This is a genomic window from Streptococcus sp. Marseille-Q8145 (assembly GCF_965112035.1).
Window position 1 is genome coordinate 518,876 of record NZ_CBCOPQ010000002.1, and the last position, 18,039, is coordinate 536,914.

The window sequence follows — 18,039 nt, forward strand, 5'->3', positions numbered from 1 at the left end:
AAACTTTGACATTAGAACCACCAATCATATGTTATAAAATACTTTGCTGCTCAGGCGTTAAGGTGTTGAGTAATAGGTGGTTGAACTATATTTTAAAAAGGAGAGATGTTCATGGATAAAAATGCGAGACGCAGATTAAACCGTGCGAGTGCTGAGAAACGACTTCGATACTCAGTCCGTAAGTTTAATGTGGGCGTAGCTTCTGTAGCAGTCGCAGCTTTCATGTTCTTTGGGGGGAATGTCGTTTCAGCCGATACGTTAGCTAAGACGGATTCTTCAAGCACCTCTACGGAGAAAACGACCTCTGTGCCAGATTCAGGAGAAGATTCGGGAGCGAATGATTCTGACTCCGAGTCGGCCATAGAAAAGAATTCTACCGTAGCAACTGTCGCTGAAAGTAACGCAGTTTCAAGTGCAGCATCTACAGCATCTTCTACCTCTGCTGAAGACCTATCAAGCAAAGTGGAAGAAAAAACTGTTAAATCAGAAGTTGCTTCAAAAAGTGAAGCAGCTTTGAAGGAAGCTACTTCACAAGTATCTAAAGCTTCAGTAGCGACTAGCCAATCAACTGCTGCAACTCAGTCTGAGGCTCGAGTTAGCCCAGCTACTTCAGCTACTGCAGAGTCAACTGCAGTTTCATCTGAAGCAGCTACAGAATCAACTGCTGCTGTAGAACCTGCTAAGGTATCAGTTGAAAAGGCAGCTAGCCAAGCAGCTAGTTTGGCAACAGCTAGCCAAGCAGCAAATGCAGTAGCCAAAAGTGAAGCTAATTCAACATTAGCAGCTGCTCAAAGCGAAGTAAATAAAGGTTACGCTGATTTCCGTAAATCAGGAGAAAGTGGCTTCCGTTCATTTGACCCACAAACAGGGAAGACAACTGTAACAAAAGAAAACTTCCTTGACTACTTCAGATTGAATGGTTCAGCTACCTATAATTCATACGATGGTATCGTGACCCTTACTCCAGATGAAACCTCTAAGACAGGTAACTTCAGTCTGAAGAGTAAGATCAATATGAACCAAAGCTTCAAGCTGACTGGTGGAGTTAACCTTGGTGATAAGACGCAAGAACGCTATGGTGCCGATGGTATCGGTTTTGCCTTCCACACAGGGAATACAACAGACCTAGGTGCCGATGGTGGTAACCTTGGTATCGGTGGTTTGCGTAACGCAACTGGTTTCAAACTGGATACTTTCTGGAACGTCCACACGCCACCGAAAGGAAATCGTTTTGACACCACCAACACGGACTCCTTCCAATATGGTTGGGCGGAAGACCCTCGTCTGGGACAATTCGGTGCCTGGGTAAATACTACTCATAAAAAAGTTCGTGGTGGAGGTATCTTCACTGGTGGTGACTATGACCGCTGGTGGGCTGAGACAGATGCTGGTAGTGCTCAACGTCTAGACTCAAGTGACTTGGATGGTCGTTTCCACAGATTTGCTATCCAGTATGACGGTGTAACCAAGGAATTAACTGTCTCTTACGAAAGTAATCTTGGTATCAAGCAATGGAAGAAGAAGGTTTCTACTCCAGAACAACTGATGTCCATGGTGGTTACGGCGACGACTGGTAACTACAAGAACTTGCAACAGTTCCAAATCAAACGTTTTGATTTCTATCAAAGTGCCTCTGTCGACGTACGTTATGAAGATGAGCAAGGTCGAGAAATCGCTGAAGGCTCAGTAACTTATCCACAAGGTGCCTTCAAGGCTAAGCCTTATACCACTGAACAGAAGAAGATCCCTGGCTATGGTTTCATTGGAATGAAGAGAGGTAGCTTGCCACCTTCAGGAACTCTTGCTGACTGGGGAACAAACGGTACTGTAACCTACGTTTATCGTAGAGGTGCTGCCGATGTTAAGACAGAAAAACAAACTGTTACTCGTACAATCGAGTATCGTTATAGAGATGGTCAAACAGCAGGACGTCCAGCACTTCCGCAAACAGTTACTCAAACAGCTGAGTTTACTCGAACAGTTACAGGTGGCAGACCTGGCCCATGGAGTCCAGCGAGCCAAAACTTTGGTGGCGTAAATACACCAAGCATTACTGGTTTCACACCAGATAGAACTCGTGTGGATGGTATCACAGTGAACGCAGGTTCTACTCCAGGAACTGAGATTGTTTACTATGAAAAGATTGCGCCAAGAGTAACAACTGAAACTAAGGATGTTACTCGTACAGTTGCTTACGAATACGAAGATGGCGTGACTTCAGGTCGTCCAGCCCTTCCACGTGAAGTACAACAAAATGTACAATTTACTCGTCAAGTGTCAGAAGACCCAGTGACTGGTCAAAAGACATACGGCAATTGGACACCAGCTCGTCAAACTGTAGCTGCAGTTGATACACCAGCAATTAAAGGCTTTACACCAAACAAACCACGTGTAAATTCAGCATCTGTTGCTCCAACAGATCCAAGCTGGCGTGAAATCGTTTCATACCGTAAGAATGATCCAAAAGTAACAACTGAAACAAAAGACGTTACTCGTACAATCGCTTACGAATATGAAGATGGTGTGACTAGAAATCGTCCAGCTCTTCCGCAACCAGTTGAACAAACAGTTCAATTTACTCGTCAAGTGTCAGAAGATCCAGTAACTGGTCAGAAGACATACGGTAACTGGACACCTAGCCGTCAAAATGTTGCTGCGGTTGATAGCCCAGAAGTAGCAGGCTTTACACCAAACAAACCACGTGTAAATTCAGCCTCTGTTGCTCCAACAGATCCAAGTTGGCGTGAAATTGTAAGCTATTCAGCTGCAACTCAAAAGGGAAGCATCGTTTACCGTACAGATGGTAAGAATGGTGTTGAAGCTAAGACTCTCCACACGGATAACGTAACAGGTAATTCAAACACACCTGTCAACTACACAACAACTGCGAAAATTAACGAATTTAAACAGTTAGGTTATGATCTTGTTAGCGACGGCTTTACTAAAGCTGGCGGTCAAAGATTTGACAGTAATAACAATGTAGATCAGAAATGGGAAGTTGTTCTTACTCCACGTATTGAGACAAAACAAGAAACGAAAGATGTTACTCGTAACGTTCGTTACCAATACAAGGATGGAGTGACCACAGGTCGTCCAGCACTTCCTCGCCCAGTTACTCAAACAACAACATTTACTCGCCCAGTTTCTGTGAACAAGGTGACAGGTGTTGAAACTCCTGGTCAATGGAACAAGCCAAGTGAAGAACTTCCAAAAGTTGATTCTCCAGCAGTTACTGGTTTCACTCCAGACAAACCAAGCGTTCCAGCTGCAACTGTTACTCCTACATCTCCTAACGAAGATGAAGTAGTAAGCTACAGCCAAGATGATCAACGCGGTATCATTGAGTATGTAACAGATGGACAAAACGGTGTTCCAGCTAAGACTCTTTATACAGACGGTGTTACAGGTAAATCAGGTGAAGATGTTGTTTATTCAACTGCTAGCCGTATCGCTCAACTTCAACAAGCAGGTTACAAACTTGTAAGTGATGGCTTCACTCAACCAAGTGGTCAGAAGTTTGATAACGATAAGACAAAAGACCAAGTTTGGAAAGTTGTCGTAACCCCACGCTTGGATGACAATACGAATCCAGCTGATTTGAACAGCAAGGTTACACGTACCATCAAGTATCAATACGCAGATGGTCAAACAGCGGGTCGTCCAGCTCTGAAAGCTCCTGTGACTCAAGAAGCAGCCTTCACACGTACTGGTAAAATAAATGCTGTAACTGGTGAAAAGACCTTCACTGCATGGACACCAGCTACGAAAGAATTGGCCCAAGAAGCTACACCAGTCGTAACTGGATTCGTGGCAGATAAAGCCAATGTAGCAGCGAAGACAGTGAAAGCTGGCGACGCTAACAGCGAAGAAGTTGTACAATACAAGAAGCTCGGTTCATACGTACCAAATGTACCAGACGGACTTCCAAAAGTACCAAACCTTCCATATCCAAACGATCCAAATAACCCAACTAAGCCGGGAACAGATCTTCCAGTAGTTCCAGATGTACCAGGAACTACACCAGTAGGCCCAGATGGCACAACACCATTGACACCGAAAGATCCGAGCGATCCAAGCAAGGGTTACAACCCACCACCAATTCCAAACGATCCAACTCAGGATACACCAATCAACTACGTTAAAGATGGTCAAAAAGCGATTATCACCTTCGTAGACCAAGATGATAACAACAAGGAAGTTGGTAAGGTCGTTGAAAGTGGTAAGTCAGGTGAGCCAATCGGAACAACTAACTACGCAACTCGTCTGAAAGAATTGACAGACAAGGGCTACGAAGTTGTGAACGATGAGTTCAAGGGACCTAAGACCTTCGATAACGATGATAAGAAGGACCAACAATTTGTTGTTACTCTTCGTCAAGGTAAAGAGCCAATTACAGACCCAGCTAAATTGAATAGCAAGGTTACTCGTACCATCAAGTACCAATACGCAGATGGTGAGACAGCGGGTCGTCCAGCTCTGAAAGCTCCTGTGACTCAAGAAGCAGCCTTCACACGTACAGGTGAACGCAACCGTGTAACTGGCGTTGAAACCTTCGGCGCATGGACACCAGCTACAAAAGAATTGGCCCAAGAAGCTACACCAGTCGTAACTGGATTCGTGGCAGATAAAGCCAATGTAGCAGCGAAGACAGTGAAAGCTGGCGACGCTAACAGCGAAGAAGTTGTACAATACAAGAAGCTCGGTTCATACGTACCAAATGTACCAGACGGACTTCCAAAAGTACCAAACCTTCCATATCCAAACGATCCAAATAACCCAACTAAGCCGGGAACAGATCTTCCAGTAGTTCCAGATGTACCAGGAACTACACCAGTAGGCCCAGATGGTACAACACCATTGACACCGAAAGATCCGAGCGATCCAAGCAAGGGTTACAACCCACCACCAATTCCAAACGATCCAACTCAGGATACACCAATCAACTACGTTAAAGATGGTCAAAAAGCGATTATCACCTTCGTAGACCAAGATGATAACAACAAGGAAGTTGGTAAGGTCGTTGAAAGTGGTAAGTCAGGTGAGCCAATCGGAACAACTAACTACGCAACTCGTCTGAAAGAATTGACAGACAAGGGCTACGAAGTTGTGAACGATGAGTTCAAGGGACCTAAGACCTTCGATAACGATGATAAGAAGGACCAACAATTTGTTGTTACTCTTCGTCAAGGTAAAGAGCCAATTACAGACCCAGCTAAATTGAATAGCAAGGTTACTCGTACCATCAAGTACCAATACGCAGATGGTGAGACAGCGGGTCGTCCAGCTCTGAAAGCTCCTGTGACTCAAGAAGCAGCCTTCACACGTACAGGTGAACGCAACCGTGTAACTGGCGTTGAAACCTTCGGCGCATGGACACCAGCTACAAAAGAATTGGCCCAAGAAGCTACACCAGTCGTAACTGGATTCGTGGCAGATAAAGCCAATGTAGCAGCGAAGACAGTGAAAGCTGGCGACGCTAACAGCGAAGAAGTTGTACAATACAAGAAGCTCGGTTCATACGTACCAAATGTACCAGACGGACTTCCAAAAGTACCAAACCTTCCATATCCAAACGATCCAAATAACCCAACTAAGCCGGGAACAGATCTTCCAGTAGTTCCAGATGTACCAGGAACTACACCAGTAGGCCCAGATGGTACAACACCATTGACACCGAAAGATCCGAGCGATCCAAGCAAGGGTTACAACCCACCACCAATTCCAAACGATCCAACTCAGGATACACCAATCAACTACGTTAAAGATGGTCAAAAAGCGATTATCACCTTCGTAGACCAAGATGATAACAACAAGGAAGTTGGTAAGGTCGTTGAAAGTGGTAAGTCAGGTGAGCCAATCGGAACAACTAACTACGCAACTCGTCTGAAAGAATTGACAGACAAGGGCTACGAAGTTGTGAACGATGAGTTCAAGGGACCTAAGACCTTCGATAACGATGATAAGAAGGACCAACAATTTGTTGTTACTCTTCGTCAAGGTAAAGAGCCAATTACAGACCCAGCTAAATTGAATAGCAAGGTTACTCGTACCATCAAGTACCAATACGCAGATGGTGAGACAGCGGGTCGTCCAGCTCTGAAAGCTCCTGTGACTCAAGAAGCAGCCTTCACACGTACAGGTGAACGCAACCGTGTAACTGGCGTTGAAACCTTCGGCGCATGGACACCAGCTACAAAAGAATTGGCCCAAGAAGCTACACCAGTCGTAACTGGATTCGTGGCAGATAAAGCCAATGTAGCAGCGAAGACAGTGAAAGCTGGCGACGCTAACAGCGAAGAAGTTGTACAATACAAGAAGCTCGGTTCATACGTACCAAATGTACCAGACGGACTTCCAAAAGTACCAAACCTTCCATATCCAAACGATCCAAATAACCCAACTAAGCCGGGAACAGATCTTCCAGTAGTTCCAGATGTACCAGGAACTACACCAGTAGGCCCAGATGGTACAACACCATTGACACCGAAAGATCCGAGCGATCCAAGCAAGGGTTACAACCCACCACCAATTCCAAACGATCCAACTCAGGATACACCAATCAACTACGTTAAAGATGGTCAAAAAGCGATTATCACCTTCGTAGACCAAGATGATAACAACAAGGAAGTTGGTAAGGTCGTTGAAAGTGGTAAGTCAGGTGAGCCAATCGGAACAACTAACTACGCAACTCGTCTGAAAGAATTGACAGACAAGGGCTACGAAGTTGTGAACGATGAGTTCAAGGGACCTAAGACCTTCGATAACGATGATAAGAAGGACCAACAATTTGTTGTTACTCTTCGTCAAGGTAAAGAGCCAATTACAGACCCAGCTAAATTGAATAGCAAGGTTACTCGTACCATCAAGTACCAATACGCAGATGGTGAGACAGCGGGTCGTCCAGCTCTGAAAGCTCCTGTGACTCAAGAAGCAGCCTTCACACGTACAGGTGAACGCAACCGTGTAACTGGCGTTGAAACCTTCGGCGCATGGACACCAGCTACAAAAGAATTGGCCCAAGAAGCTACACCAGTCGTAACTGGATTCGTGGCAGATAAAGCCAATGTAGCAGCGAAGACAGTGAAAGCTGGCGACGCTAACAGCGAAGAAGTTGTACAATACAAGAAGCTCGGTTCATACGTACCAAATGTACCAGACGGACTTCCAAAAGTACCAAACCTTCCATATCCAAACGATCCAAATAACCCAACTAAGCCGGGAACAGATCTTCCAGTAGTTCCAGATGTACCAGGAACTACACCAGTAGGCCCAGATGGTACAACACCATTGACACCGAAAGATCCGAGCGATCCAAGCAAGGGTTACAACCCACCACCAATTCCAAACGATCCAACTCAGGATACACCAATCAACTACGTTAAAGATGGTCAAAAAGCGATTATCACCTTCGTAGACCAAGATGATAACAACAAGGAAGTTGGTAAGGTCGTTGAAAGTGGTAAGTCAGGTGAGCCAATCGGAACAACTAACTACGCAACTCGTCTGAAAGAATTGACAGACAAGGGCTACGAAGTTGTGAACGATGAGTTCAAGGGACCTAAGACCTTCGATAACGATGATAAGAAAGATCAACAATTTGTTGTTACTCTTCGTCATGGTAAAGAAGCAATCAAGGATCCAGCAGAACTCAACAAGAAAGTATCACGTACAATCAAGTACGAATACGCAGATGGTCAAGCAGCCGGTCGTCCAGCTCTGAAAGCTCCTGTGACTCAAGAAGCAGCTTTCACACGTACAGGTGAGCGCGACCGTGTAACTGACAAGAAGACTTTCACTGCATGGACACCAGCTACGAAAGAATTGGCACAAGAAGCTACACCAGTCGTAACTGGATTCGTGGCAGATAAGGCTAATGTAGCAGCGAAGACAGTCACTCCTGATGATAAGGATAGTGAAGAAACAGTTAAGTACAGCAAACTTGGTTCATATGTACCAAATGTACCAGATGGACTTCCAAAAGTTCCAAATCTTCCATATCCAAACGATCCAACAGATCCAAGCAAACCAGGTACTGATCTTCCAGTGATTCCACATGTACCAGGCACTACACCAGTAGGCCCAGATGGCACAACACCATTGACACCGAAAGATCCGAGCGATCCAAGCAAGGGTTACAACCCACCACCAGTTCCAAGTGATCCAACGAAGGATACACCAATTAACTTCGTGAAGGATGGTCAAAAAGCGATTATCAGCTTCGTAGACCAAACTGACGGTAATAAGGAATTGACTAAGGTCGTTGAAAGCGGTAAGTCAGGTGAGCCAATCGGTACAACCAACTACGCAGCTCGTCTGAAAGAATTGACAGACAAGGGTTACGAAGTTGTAACGGATGAGTTCGCAGGACCTAAGACCTTCGATAATGACGATAAGAAGGATCAAACCTTCACCGTTACTCTTCGTCAAGGTACAGAGAAGATTACAGACCCAGCTAAGCTCAACAAGAAAGTATCACGTACGATCAAGTACGAATACGCAGATGGTCAAACAGCGGGTCGTCCAGCTCTGAAAGCTCCTGTGACTCAAGAAGCAGCCTTCACACGTACAGGTGAACGTAACCGTGTAACTGGCGTTGAAACCTTCGGCGCATGGACACCAGCTACGAAAGAATTGGCACAAGAAGCTACACCAGTCGTAACTGGATTCGTGGCAGATAAAGCCAATGTCGCAGCGAAGACAGTCACTCCTGATGATAAGGATAGTGAAGAAACAGTTAAGTACAGCAAACTTGGTTCATATGTACCAAATGTACCAGATGGACTTCCAAAAGTTCCAAATCTTCCATATCCAAACGATCCAACAGATCCAAGCAAACCAGGTACTGATCTTCCAGTGATTCCACATGTACCAGGCACTACACCAGTAGGCCCAGATGGCACAACACCATTGACACCGAAAGATCCGAGCGATCCAAGCAAGGGTTACAACCCACCACCAGTTCCAAGTGATCCAACGAAGGATACACCAATTAACTTCGTGAAGGATGGTCAAAAAGCGATTATCAGCTTCGTAGACCAAACTGACGGTAACAAGGAATTGACTAAGGTTGTCGAAAGCGGTAAGTCAGGTGAGCCAATCGGTACAACCAACTACGCAGCTCGTCTGAAAGAATTGACAGACAAGGGCTACGAAGTTGTAACGGATGAGTTCGCAGGACCTAAGACCTTCGATAATGACGATAAGAAGGATCAAACCTTCACCGTTACTCTTCGTCAAGGTACAGAGAAGATTACAGACCCAGCTAAATTGAATAGCAAGGTTACTCGTACCATCAAGTACCAATACGCAGATGGTGAGACAGCGGGTCGTCCAGCTCTGAAAGCTCCTGTGACTCAAGAAGCAGCCTTCACACGTACAGGTGAACGCAACCGTGTAACTGGCGTTGAAACCTTCGGCGCATGGACACCAGCTACAAAAGAATTGGCCCAAGAAGCTACACCAGTCGTAACTGGATTCGTGGCAGATAAAGCCAATGTAGCAGCGAAGACAGTAACTCCTGATGATAAGGATAGCGAAGAAACAGTTAAGTACAGCAAACTTGGTTCATACGTACCAAATGTACCAGATGGACTTCCAAAAGTACCAAATCTTCCATATCCAAACGATCCAACAGATCCAAGCAAACCAGGTACTGATCTTCCAGTGATTCCACACGTACCAGGAACTACACCAGTAGGCCCAGATGGCACAACACCATTGACACCGAAAGATCCGAGCGATCCAAGCAAGGGTTACAACCCACCACCAATTCCAAACGATCCAACTCAGGATACACCAATCAACTACGTTAAAGATGGTCAAAAAGCGATTATCACCTTCGTAGACCAAACTGACGGTAATAAGGAATTGACTAAGGTCGTTGAAAGCGGTAAGTCAGGTGAGCCAATCGGTACAACCAACTACGCAGCTCGTCTGAAAGAATTGACAGACAAGGGTTACGAAGTTGTAACGGATGAGTTCGCAGGACCTAAGACCTTCGATAATGACGATAAGAAGGATCAAACCTTCACCGTTACTCTTCGTCAAGGTACAGAGAAGATTACAGACCCAGCTAAGCTCAACAAGAAAGTATCACGTACCATCAAGTACGAATACGCAGATGGTCAAACAGCGGGTCGTCCAGCTCTGAAAGCTCCAGTGACTCAAGAAGCAGCTTTCACACGTACAGGTGAACGTAACCGTGTAACTGGCGTTGAAACCTTCGGCGCATGGACACCAGCTACGAAAGAATTGGCCCAAGAAGCTACACCAGTCGTAACTGGATTCGTGGCAGATAAGGCCAATGTCGCAGCGAAGACAGTCACTCCTGATGATAAGGATAGCGAAGAAACAGTTAAGTACAGCAAACTTGGTTCATACGTACCAAATGTACCAGACGGACTTCCAAAAGTTCCAAATCTTCCATATCCAAACGATCCAACAGATCCAAGCAAACCAGGTACTGATCTTCCAGTGATTCCACATGTACCAGGCACTACACCAGTAGGCCCAGATGGCACAACACCATTGACACCGAAAGATCCGAGCGATCCAAGCAAGGGTTACAACCCACCACCAGTTCCAAGTGATCCAACGAAGGATACACCAATTAACTTCGTGAAGGATGGTCAAAAAGCGATTATCAGCTTCGTAGACCAAACTGACGGTAACAAGGAATTGACTAAGGTTGTCGAAAGCGGTAAGTCAGGTGAGCCAATCGGTACAACCAACTACGCAGCTCGTCTGAAAGAATTGACAGACAAGGGCTACGAAGTTGTAACGGATGAGTTCGCAGGACCTAAGACCTTCGATAATGACGATAAGAAGGATCAAACCTTCACCGTTACTCTTCGTCAAGGTACAGAGAAGATTACAGACCCAGCTAAGCTCAACAAGAAAGTATCACGTACCATCAAGTACGAATACGCAGATGGTCAAACAGCGGGTCGTCCAGCTCTGAAAGCTCCTGTGACTCAAGAAGCAGCCTTCACACGTACAGGTGAACGTAACCGTGTAACTGGTAAGGAAACCTTCACTGCATGGACACCAGCTACGAAAGAATTGGCACAAGAAGCTACACCAGTCGTAACTGGATTCGTGGCAGATAAGGCTAATGTAGCAGCGAAGACAGTCACTCCTGATGATAAGGATAGTGAAGAAACAGTTAAGTACAGCAAACTTGGTTCATATGTACCAAATGTACCAGATGGACTTCCAAAAGTTCCAAATCTTCCATATCCAAACGATCCAACAGATCCAAGCAAACCAGGTACTGATCTTCCAGTGATTCCACATGTACCAGGCACTACACCAGTAGGCCCAGATGGCACAACACCATTGACACCGAAAGATCCGAGCGATCCAAGCAAGGGTTACAACCCACCACCAGTTCCAAGTGATCCAACGAAGGATACACCAATTAACTTCGTGAAGGATGGTCAAAAAGCGATTATCAGCTTCGTAGACCAAACTGACGGTAATAAGGAATTGACCAAGGTTGTCGAAAGCGGTAAGTCAGGTGAGCCAATCGGTACAACCAACTACGCAGCTCGTCTGAAAGAATTGACAGACAAGGGCTACGAAGTTGTAACAGATGAGTTCGCAGGACCTAAGACCTTCGATAATGACGATAAGAAGGATCAAACCTTCACCGTTACTCTTCGTCAAGGTACAGAGAAGATTACAGACCCAGCTAAGCTCAACAAGAAAGTATCACGTACGATCAAGTACGAATACGCAGATGGTCAAACAGCGGGTCGTCCAGCTCTGAAAGCTCCTGTGACTCAAGAAGCAGCCTTCACACGTACAGGTGAACGTAACCGTGTAACTGGCGTTGAAACCTTCGGCGCATGGACACCAGCTACGAAAGAATTGGCCCAAGAAGCTACACCAGTCGTAACTGGATTCGTGGCAGATAAGGCCAATGTAGCAGCGAAGACAGTAACTCCTGATGATAAGGATAGCGAAGAAACAGTTAAGTACAGCAAACTTGGTTCATACGTACCAAATGTACCAGATGGACTTCCAAAAGTACCAAATCTTCCATATCCAAACGATCCAACAGATCCAAGCAAACCAGGTACTGATCTTCCAGTGATTCCACACGTACCAGGAACTACACCAGTAGGCCCAGATGGCACAACACCATTGACACCGAAAGATCCGAGCGATCCAAGCAAGGGTTACAACCCACCACCAGTTCCAAGTGATCCAACGAAGGATACACCAATCAACTTCGTGAAGGATGGTCAAAAAGCGATTATCAGCTTCGTAGACCAAACTGACGGTAATAAGGAATTGACTAAGGTCGTTGAAAGCGGTAAGTCAGGTGAGCCAATCGGTACAACCAACTACGCAGCTCGTCTGAAAGAATTGACAGACAAGGGTTACGAAGTTGTAACGGATGAGTTCGCAGGACCTAAGACCTTCGATAATGACGATAAGAAGGATCAAACCTTCACCGTTACTCTTCGTCAAGGTACAGAGAAGATTACAGACCCAGCTAAGCTCAACAAGAAAGTATCACGTACCATCAAGTACGAATACGCAGATGGTCAAACAGCGGGTCGTCCAGCTCTGAAAGCTCCAGTGACTCAAGAAGCAGCTTTCACACGTACAGGTGAACGTAACCGTGTAACTGGCGTTGAAACCTTCGGCGCATGGACACCAGCTACGAAAGAATTGGCCCAAGAAGCTACACCAGTCGTAACTGGATTCGTGGCAGATAAGGCCAATGTCGCAGCGAAGACAGTCACTCCTGATGATAAGGATAGCGAAGAAACAGTTAAGTACAGCAAACTTGGTTCATACGTACCAAATGTACCAGACGGACTTCCAAAAGTACCAAACCTTCCATATCCAAACGATCCAAATAACCCAACTAAGCCGGGAACAGATCTTCCAGTAGTTCCAGATGTACCAGGAACTACACCAGTAGGCCCAGATGGTACAACACCATTGACACCGAAAGATCCGAGCGATCCAAGCAAGGGTTACAACCCACCACCAATTCCAAACGATCCAACTCAGGATACACCAATCAACTACGTTAAAGATGGTCAAAAAGCGATTATCACCTTCGTAGACCAAACTGACGGTAATAAGGAATTGACTAAGGTCGTTGAAAGCGGTAAGTCAGGTGAGCCAATCGGTACAACCAACTACGCAGCTCGTCTGAAAGAATTGACAGACAAGGGTTACGAAGTTGTAACGGATGAGTTCGCAGGACCTAAGACCTTCGATAATGACGATAAGAAGGATCAAACCTTCACCGTTACTCTTCGTCAAGGTACAGAGAAGATTACAGACCCAGCTAAGCTCAACAAGAAAGTATCACGTACGATCAAGTACGAATACGCAGATGGTCAAACAGCGGGTCGTCCAGCTCTGAAAGCTCCTGTGACTCAAGAAGCAGCCTTCACACGTACAGGTGAACGTAACCGTGTAACTGGCGTTGAAACCTTCGGCGCATGGACACCAGCTACGAAAGAATTGGCACAAGAAGCTACACCAGTCGTAACTGGATTCGTGGCAGATAAAGCCAATGTCGCAGCGAAGACAGTCACTCCTGATGATAAGGATAGTGAAGAAACAGTTAAGTACAGCAAACTTGGTTCATATGTACCAAATGTACCAGACGGACTTCCAAAAGTTCCAAATCTTCCATATCCAAACGATCCAACAGATCCAAGCAAACCAGGTACTGATCTTCCAGTGATTCCACATGTACCAGGCACTACACCAGTAGGCCCAGATGGCACAACACCATTGACACCGAAAGATCCGAGCGATCCAAGCAAGGGTTACAACCCACCACCAGTTCCAAGTGATCCAACGAAGGATACACCAATTAACTTCGTGAAGGATGGTCAAAAAGCGATTATCAGCTTCGTAGACCAAACTGACGGTAACAAGGAATTGACTAAGGTTGTCGAAAGCGGTAAGTCAGGTGAGCCAATCGGTACAACCAACTACGCAGCTCGTCTGAAAGAATTGACAGACAAGGGCTACGAAGTTGTAACGGATGAGTTCGCAGGACCTAAGACCTTCGATAATGACGATAAGAAGGATCAAACCTTCACCGTTACTCTTCGTCAAGGTACAGAGAAGATTACAGACCCAGCTAAGCTCAACAAGAAAGTATCACGTACCATCAAGTACGAATACGCAGATGGTCAAACAGCGGGTCGTCCAGCTCTGAAAGCTCCTGTGACTCAAGAAGCAGCCTTCACACGTACAGGTGAACGTAACCGTGTAACTGGTAAGGAAACCTTCACTGCATGGACACCAGCTACGAAAGAATTGGCACAAGAAGCTACACCAGTCGTAACTGGATTCGTGGCAGATAAGGCTAATGTAGCAGCGAAGACAGTCACTCCTGATGATAAGGATAGTGAAGAAACAGTTAAGTACAGCAAACTTGGTTCATATGTACCAAATGTACCAGATGGACTTCCAAAAGTTCCAAATCTTCCATATCCAAACGATCCAACAGATCCAAGCAAACCAGGTACTGATCTTCCAGTGATTCCACATGTACCAGGCACTACACCAGTAGGCCCAGATGGCACAACACCATTGACACCGAAAGATCCGAGCGATCCAAGCAAGGGTTACAACCCACCACCAGTTCCAAGTGATCCAACGAAGGATACACCAATTAACTTCGTGAAGGATGGTCAAAAAGCGATTATCAGCTTCGTAGACCAAACTGACGGTAATAAGGAATTGACCAAGGTTGTCGAAAGCGGTAAGTCAGGTGAGCCAATCGGTACAACCAACTACGCAGCTCGTCTGAAAGAATTGACAGACAAGGGCTACGAAGTTGTAACAGATGAGTTCGCAGGACCTAAGACCTTCGATAATGACGATAAGAAGGATCAAACCTTCACCGTTACTATGCGTCAGGTTGTAGTACCATTCAATCCGAATAATCCGCCGAAACCAGATACTCCAATGGATCCTAAGAATCCAGAAGGACCTAAGTGGACAGATGATAAGATCAAGTCAGCTCAACAAGAAGCTGTGAAAGAATTGAGCCGTACGATCAAGTACGTATACGAAGATGGTAAAGAAGCAGCACCAAGCTTCACAGACAGCGCTAAATTCACGCGTATTCTGAAGATCAACGTCGTAACGAAAGCGATCGTAGAAAAAGGCCCATGGACATCACAAGATGACGTGATCAAGGGACAAACTTCACCAGACATCAAGGGTTACGTAGCAGATAAAGCAAGCGTAGCAGATGTGAAGGTTACAGCAGACTCAGCTAAACCAGCCGATGAAGTCGTAACTTACAAGAAGGCTGATCAAAAAGCAACCATCACCTTCGTAGACCAAGCTAAGAAAGAATTGGCTAAGATCTCAGAAGGCGGTAAGTCAGGCGAACCAATTAGCCGTGACCAATACCTTGCGAAGTTGAAAGAATTGACTAACCAAGGTTACAAGGTTGTGAACGATGAGTTCAAGGATCCACAAAACTTTGATGATGATGCAAGCAAGGACCAAAACTTCACTGTTCAATTGGAAGAAGGCGTAGTACCATTCAATCCAAATAATCCACCGAAACCAAACGATCCAATGGATCCAAGCAATCCGGATGGACCTAAGTGGACAGATGATAAGATCAAGTCAGCTCAACAAGAAGCTGTGAAAGAATTGAGCCGTACGATCAAGTACGTATACGAAGATGGTAAAGAAGCAGCACCAAGCTTCACAGACAGCGCTAAATTCACGCGTATTCTGAAGATCAACGTCGTAACGAAAGCGATCGTAGAAAAAGGCCCATGGACATCACAAGACGACGTGATCAAGGGACAAACTTCACCAGACATCAAGGGTTACGTAGCAGATAAAGCAAGCGTAGCAGATGTGAAGGTTACAGCAGACTCAGCTAAACCAGCCGATGAAGTCGTAACTTACAAGAAGGCTGATCAAAAAGCAACCATCACCTTCGTAGACCAAGCTAAGAAAGAATTGGCTAAGATCTCAGAAGGCGGTAAGTCAGGCGAACCAATTAGCCGTGACCAATACCTTGCGAAGTTGAAAGAATTGACTAACCAAGGTTACAAGGTTGTGAACGATGAGTTCAAGGATCCACAAAACTTTGATGATGATGCAAGCAAGGACCAAAACTTCACTGTTCAATTGGAAGAAGGCGTAGTACCATTCAATCCAAATAATCCACCGAAACCAAACGATCCAATGGATCCAAGCAATCCGGATGGACCTAAGTGGACAGATGATAAGATCAAGTCAGCTCAACAAGAAGCTGTGAAAGAATTGAGCCGTACGATCAAGTACGTATACGAAGATGGTAAAGAAGCAGCACCAAGCTTCACAGACAGCGCTAAATTCACGCGTATTCTGAAGATCAACGTCGTAACGAAAGCGATCGTAGAAAAAGGCCCATGGACATCACAAGACGACGTGATCAAGGGACAAACTTCACCAGACATCAAGGGTTACGTAGCAGATAAAGCAAGCGTAGCAGATGTGAAGGTTACAGCAGACTCAGCTAAACCAGCCGATGAAGTCGTAACTTACAAGAAGGCTGATCAAAAAGCAACCATCACCTTCGTAGACCAAGCTAAGAAAGAATTGGCTAAGATCTCAGAAGGCGGTAAGTCAGGCGAACCAATTAGCCGTGACCAATACCTTGCGAAGTTGAAAGAATTGACTAACCAAGGTTACAAGGTTGTGAACGATGAGTTCAAGGATCCACAAAACTTTGATGATGATGCAAGCAAGGACCAAAACTTCACTGTTCAATTGGAAGAAGGCGTAGTACCATTCAATCCAAATAATCCACCGAAACCAAACGATCCAATGGATCCAAGCAATCCGGATGGACCTAAGTGGACAGATGATAAGATCAAGTCAGCTCAACAAGAAGCTGTGAAAGAATTGAGCCGTACGATCAAGTACGTATACGAAGATGGTAAAGAAGCAGCACCAAGCTTCACAGACAGCGCTAAATTCACGCGTATTCTGAAGATCAACGTCGTAACGAAAGCGATCGTAGAAAAAGGCCCATGGACATCACAAGACGACGTGATCAAGGGACAAACTTCACCAGACATCAAGGGTTACGTAGCAGATAAAGCAAGCGTAGCAGATGTGAAGGTTACAGCAGACTCAGCTAAACCAGCCGATGAAGTCGTAACTTACAAGAAGGCTGATCAAAAAGCAACCATCACCTTCGTAGACCAAGCTAAGAAAGAATTGGCTAAGATCTCAGAAGGCGGTAAGTCAGGCGAACCAATTAGCCGTGACCAATACCTTGCGAAGTTGAAAGAATTGACTAACCAAGGTTACAAGGTTGTGAACGATGAGTTCAAGGATCCACAAAACTTTGATGATGATGCAAGCAAGGACCAAAACTTCACTGTTCAATTGGAAGAAGGCGTAGTACCATTCAATCCAAATAATCCACCGAAACCAAACGATCCAATGGATCCAAGCAATCCGGATGGACCTAAGTGGACAGATGATAAGATCAAGTCAGCTCAACAAGAAGCTGTGAAAGAATTGAGCCGTACGATCAAGTACGTATACGAAGATGGTAAAGAAGCAGCACCAAGCTTCACAGACAGCGCTAAATTCACGCGTATTCTGAAGATCAACGTCGTAACGAAAGCGATCGTAGAAAAAGGCCCATGGACATCACAAGATGACGTGATCAAGGGACAAACTTCACCAGACATCAAGGGTTACGTAGCGGATAAAGCTAGCGTAGCAGATGTGACAGTTACAGCAGACTCAGCTAAACCAGCTGATGAAGTCGTGACTTACAAGAAGGTAGAAGTTCCACCTACACCGACACCTGTTCCACCAACTCCAGCTCCGGTACCAAATAAACAAGTACCGAACAAGCCAGTGGAACCGAAAGTTCCTGGAACTACTGCTCTGCCAAATACAGGTGAGAAATCATCTTCAGCAGCAGTACTTGGTTTAGGAATTGTTGCAACACTCGCAGGTGTCAGCTTGATTAAACCAAGATTGAAAGAAGAAGATTAATTCTTTCTAGCTTGGATAGTA

1 protein-coding gene is annotated in these 18,039 nt (G+C 45.4%); it reads left to right on the forward strand.

Annotation, left to right across the window (positions count from 1 at the left end; translation table 11 throughout):
- The first annotated feature begins 111 nt into the window (after positions 1-111).
- A complete protein-coding gene (locus tag ACWPVL_RS06070; RefSeq protein ID WP_454387576.1) occupies positions 112-18,018 on the forward strand; it encodes a mucin-binding protein in 17,907 nt (5,968 codons plus the stop codon).
- Positions 18,019-18,039: the final 21 nt, after the last annotated feature.

Excerpts from the sequence above, each read along its gene's own strand:
- ACWPVL_RS06070 (WP_454387576.1), top strand. The coding sequence starts at position 112 with ATGGATAAAAATGCGAGACGCAGATTAAACCGTGCGAGTGCTGAGAAA.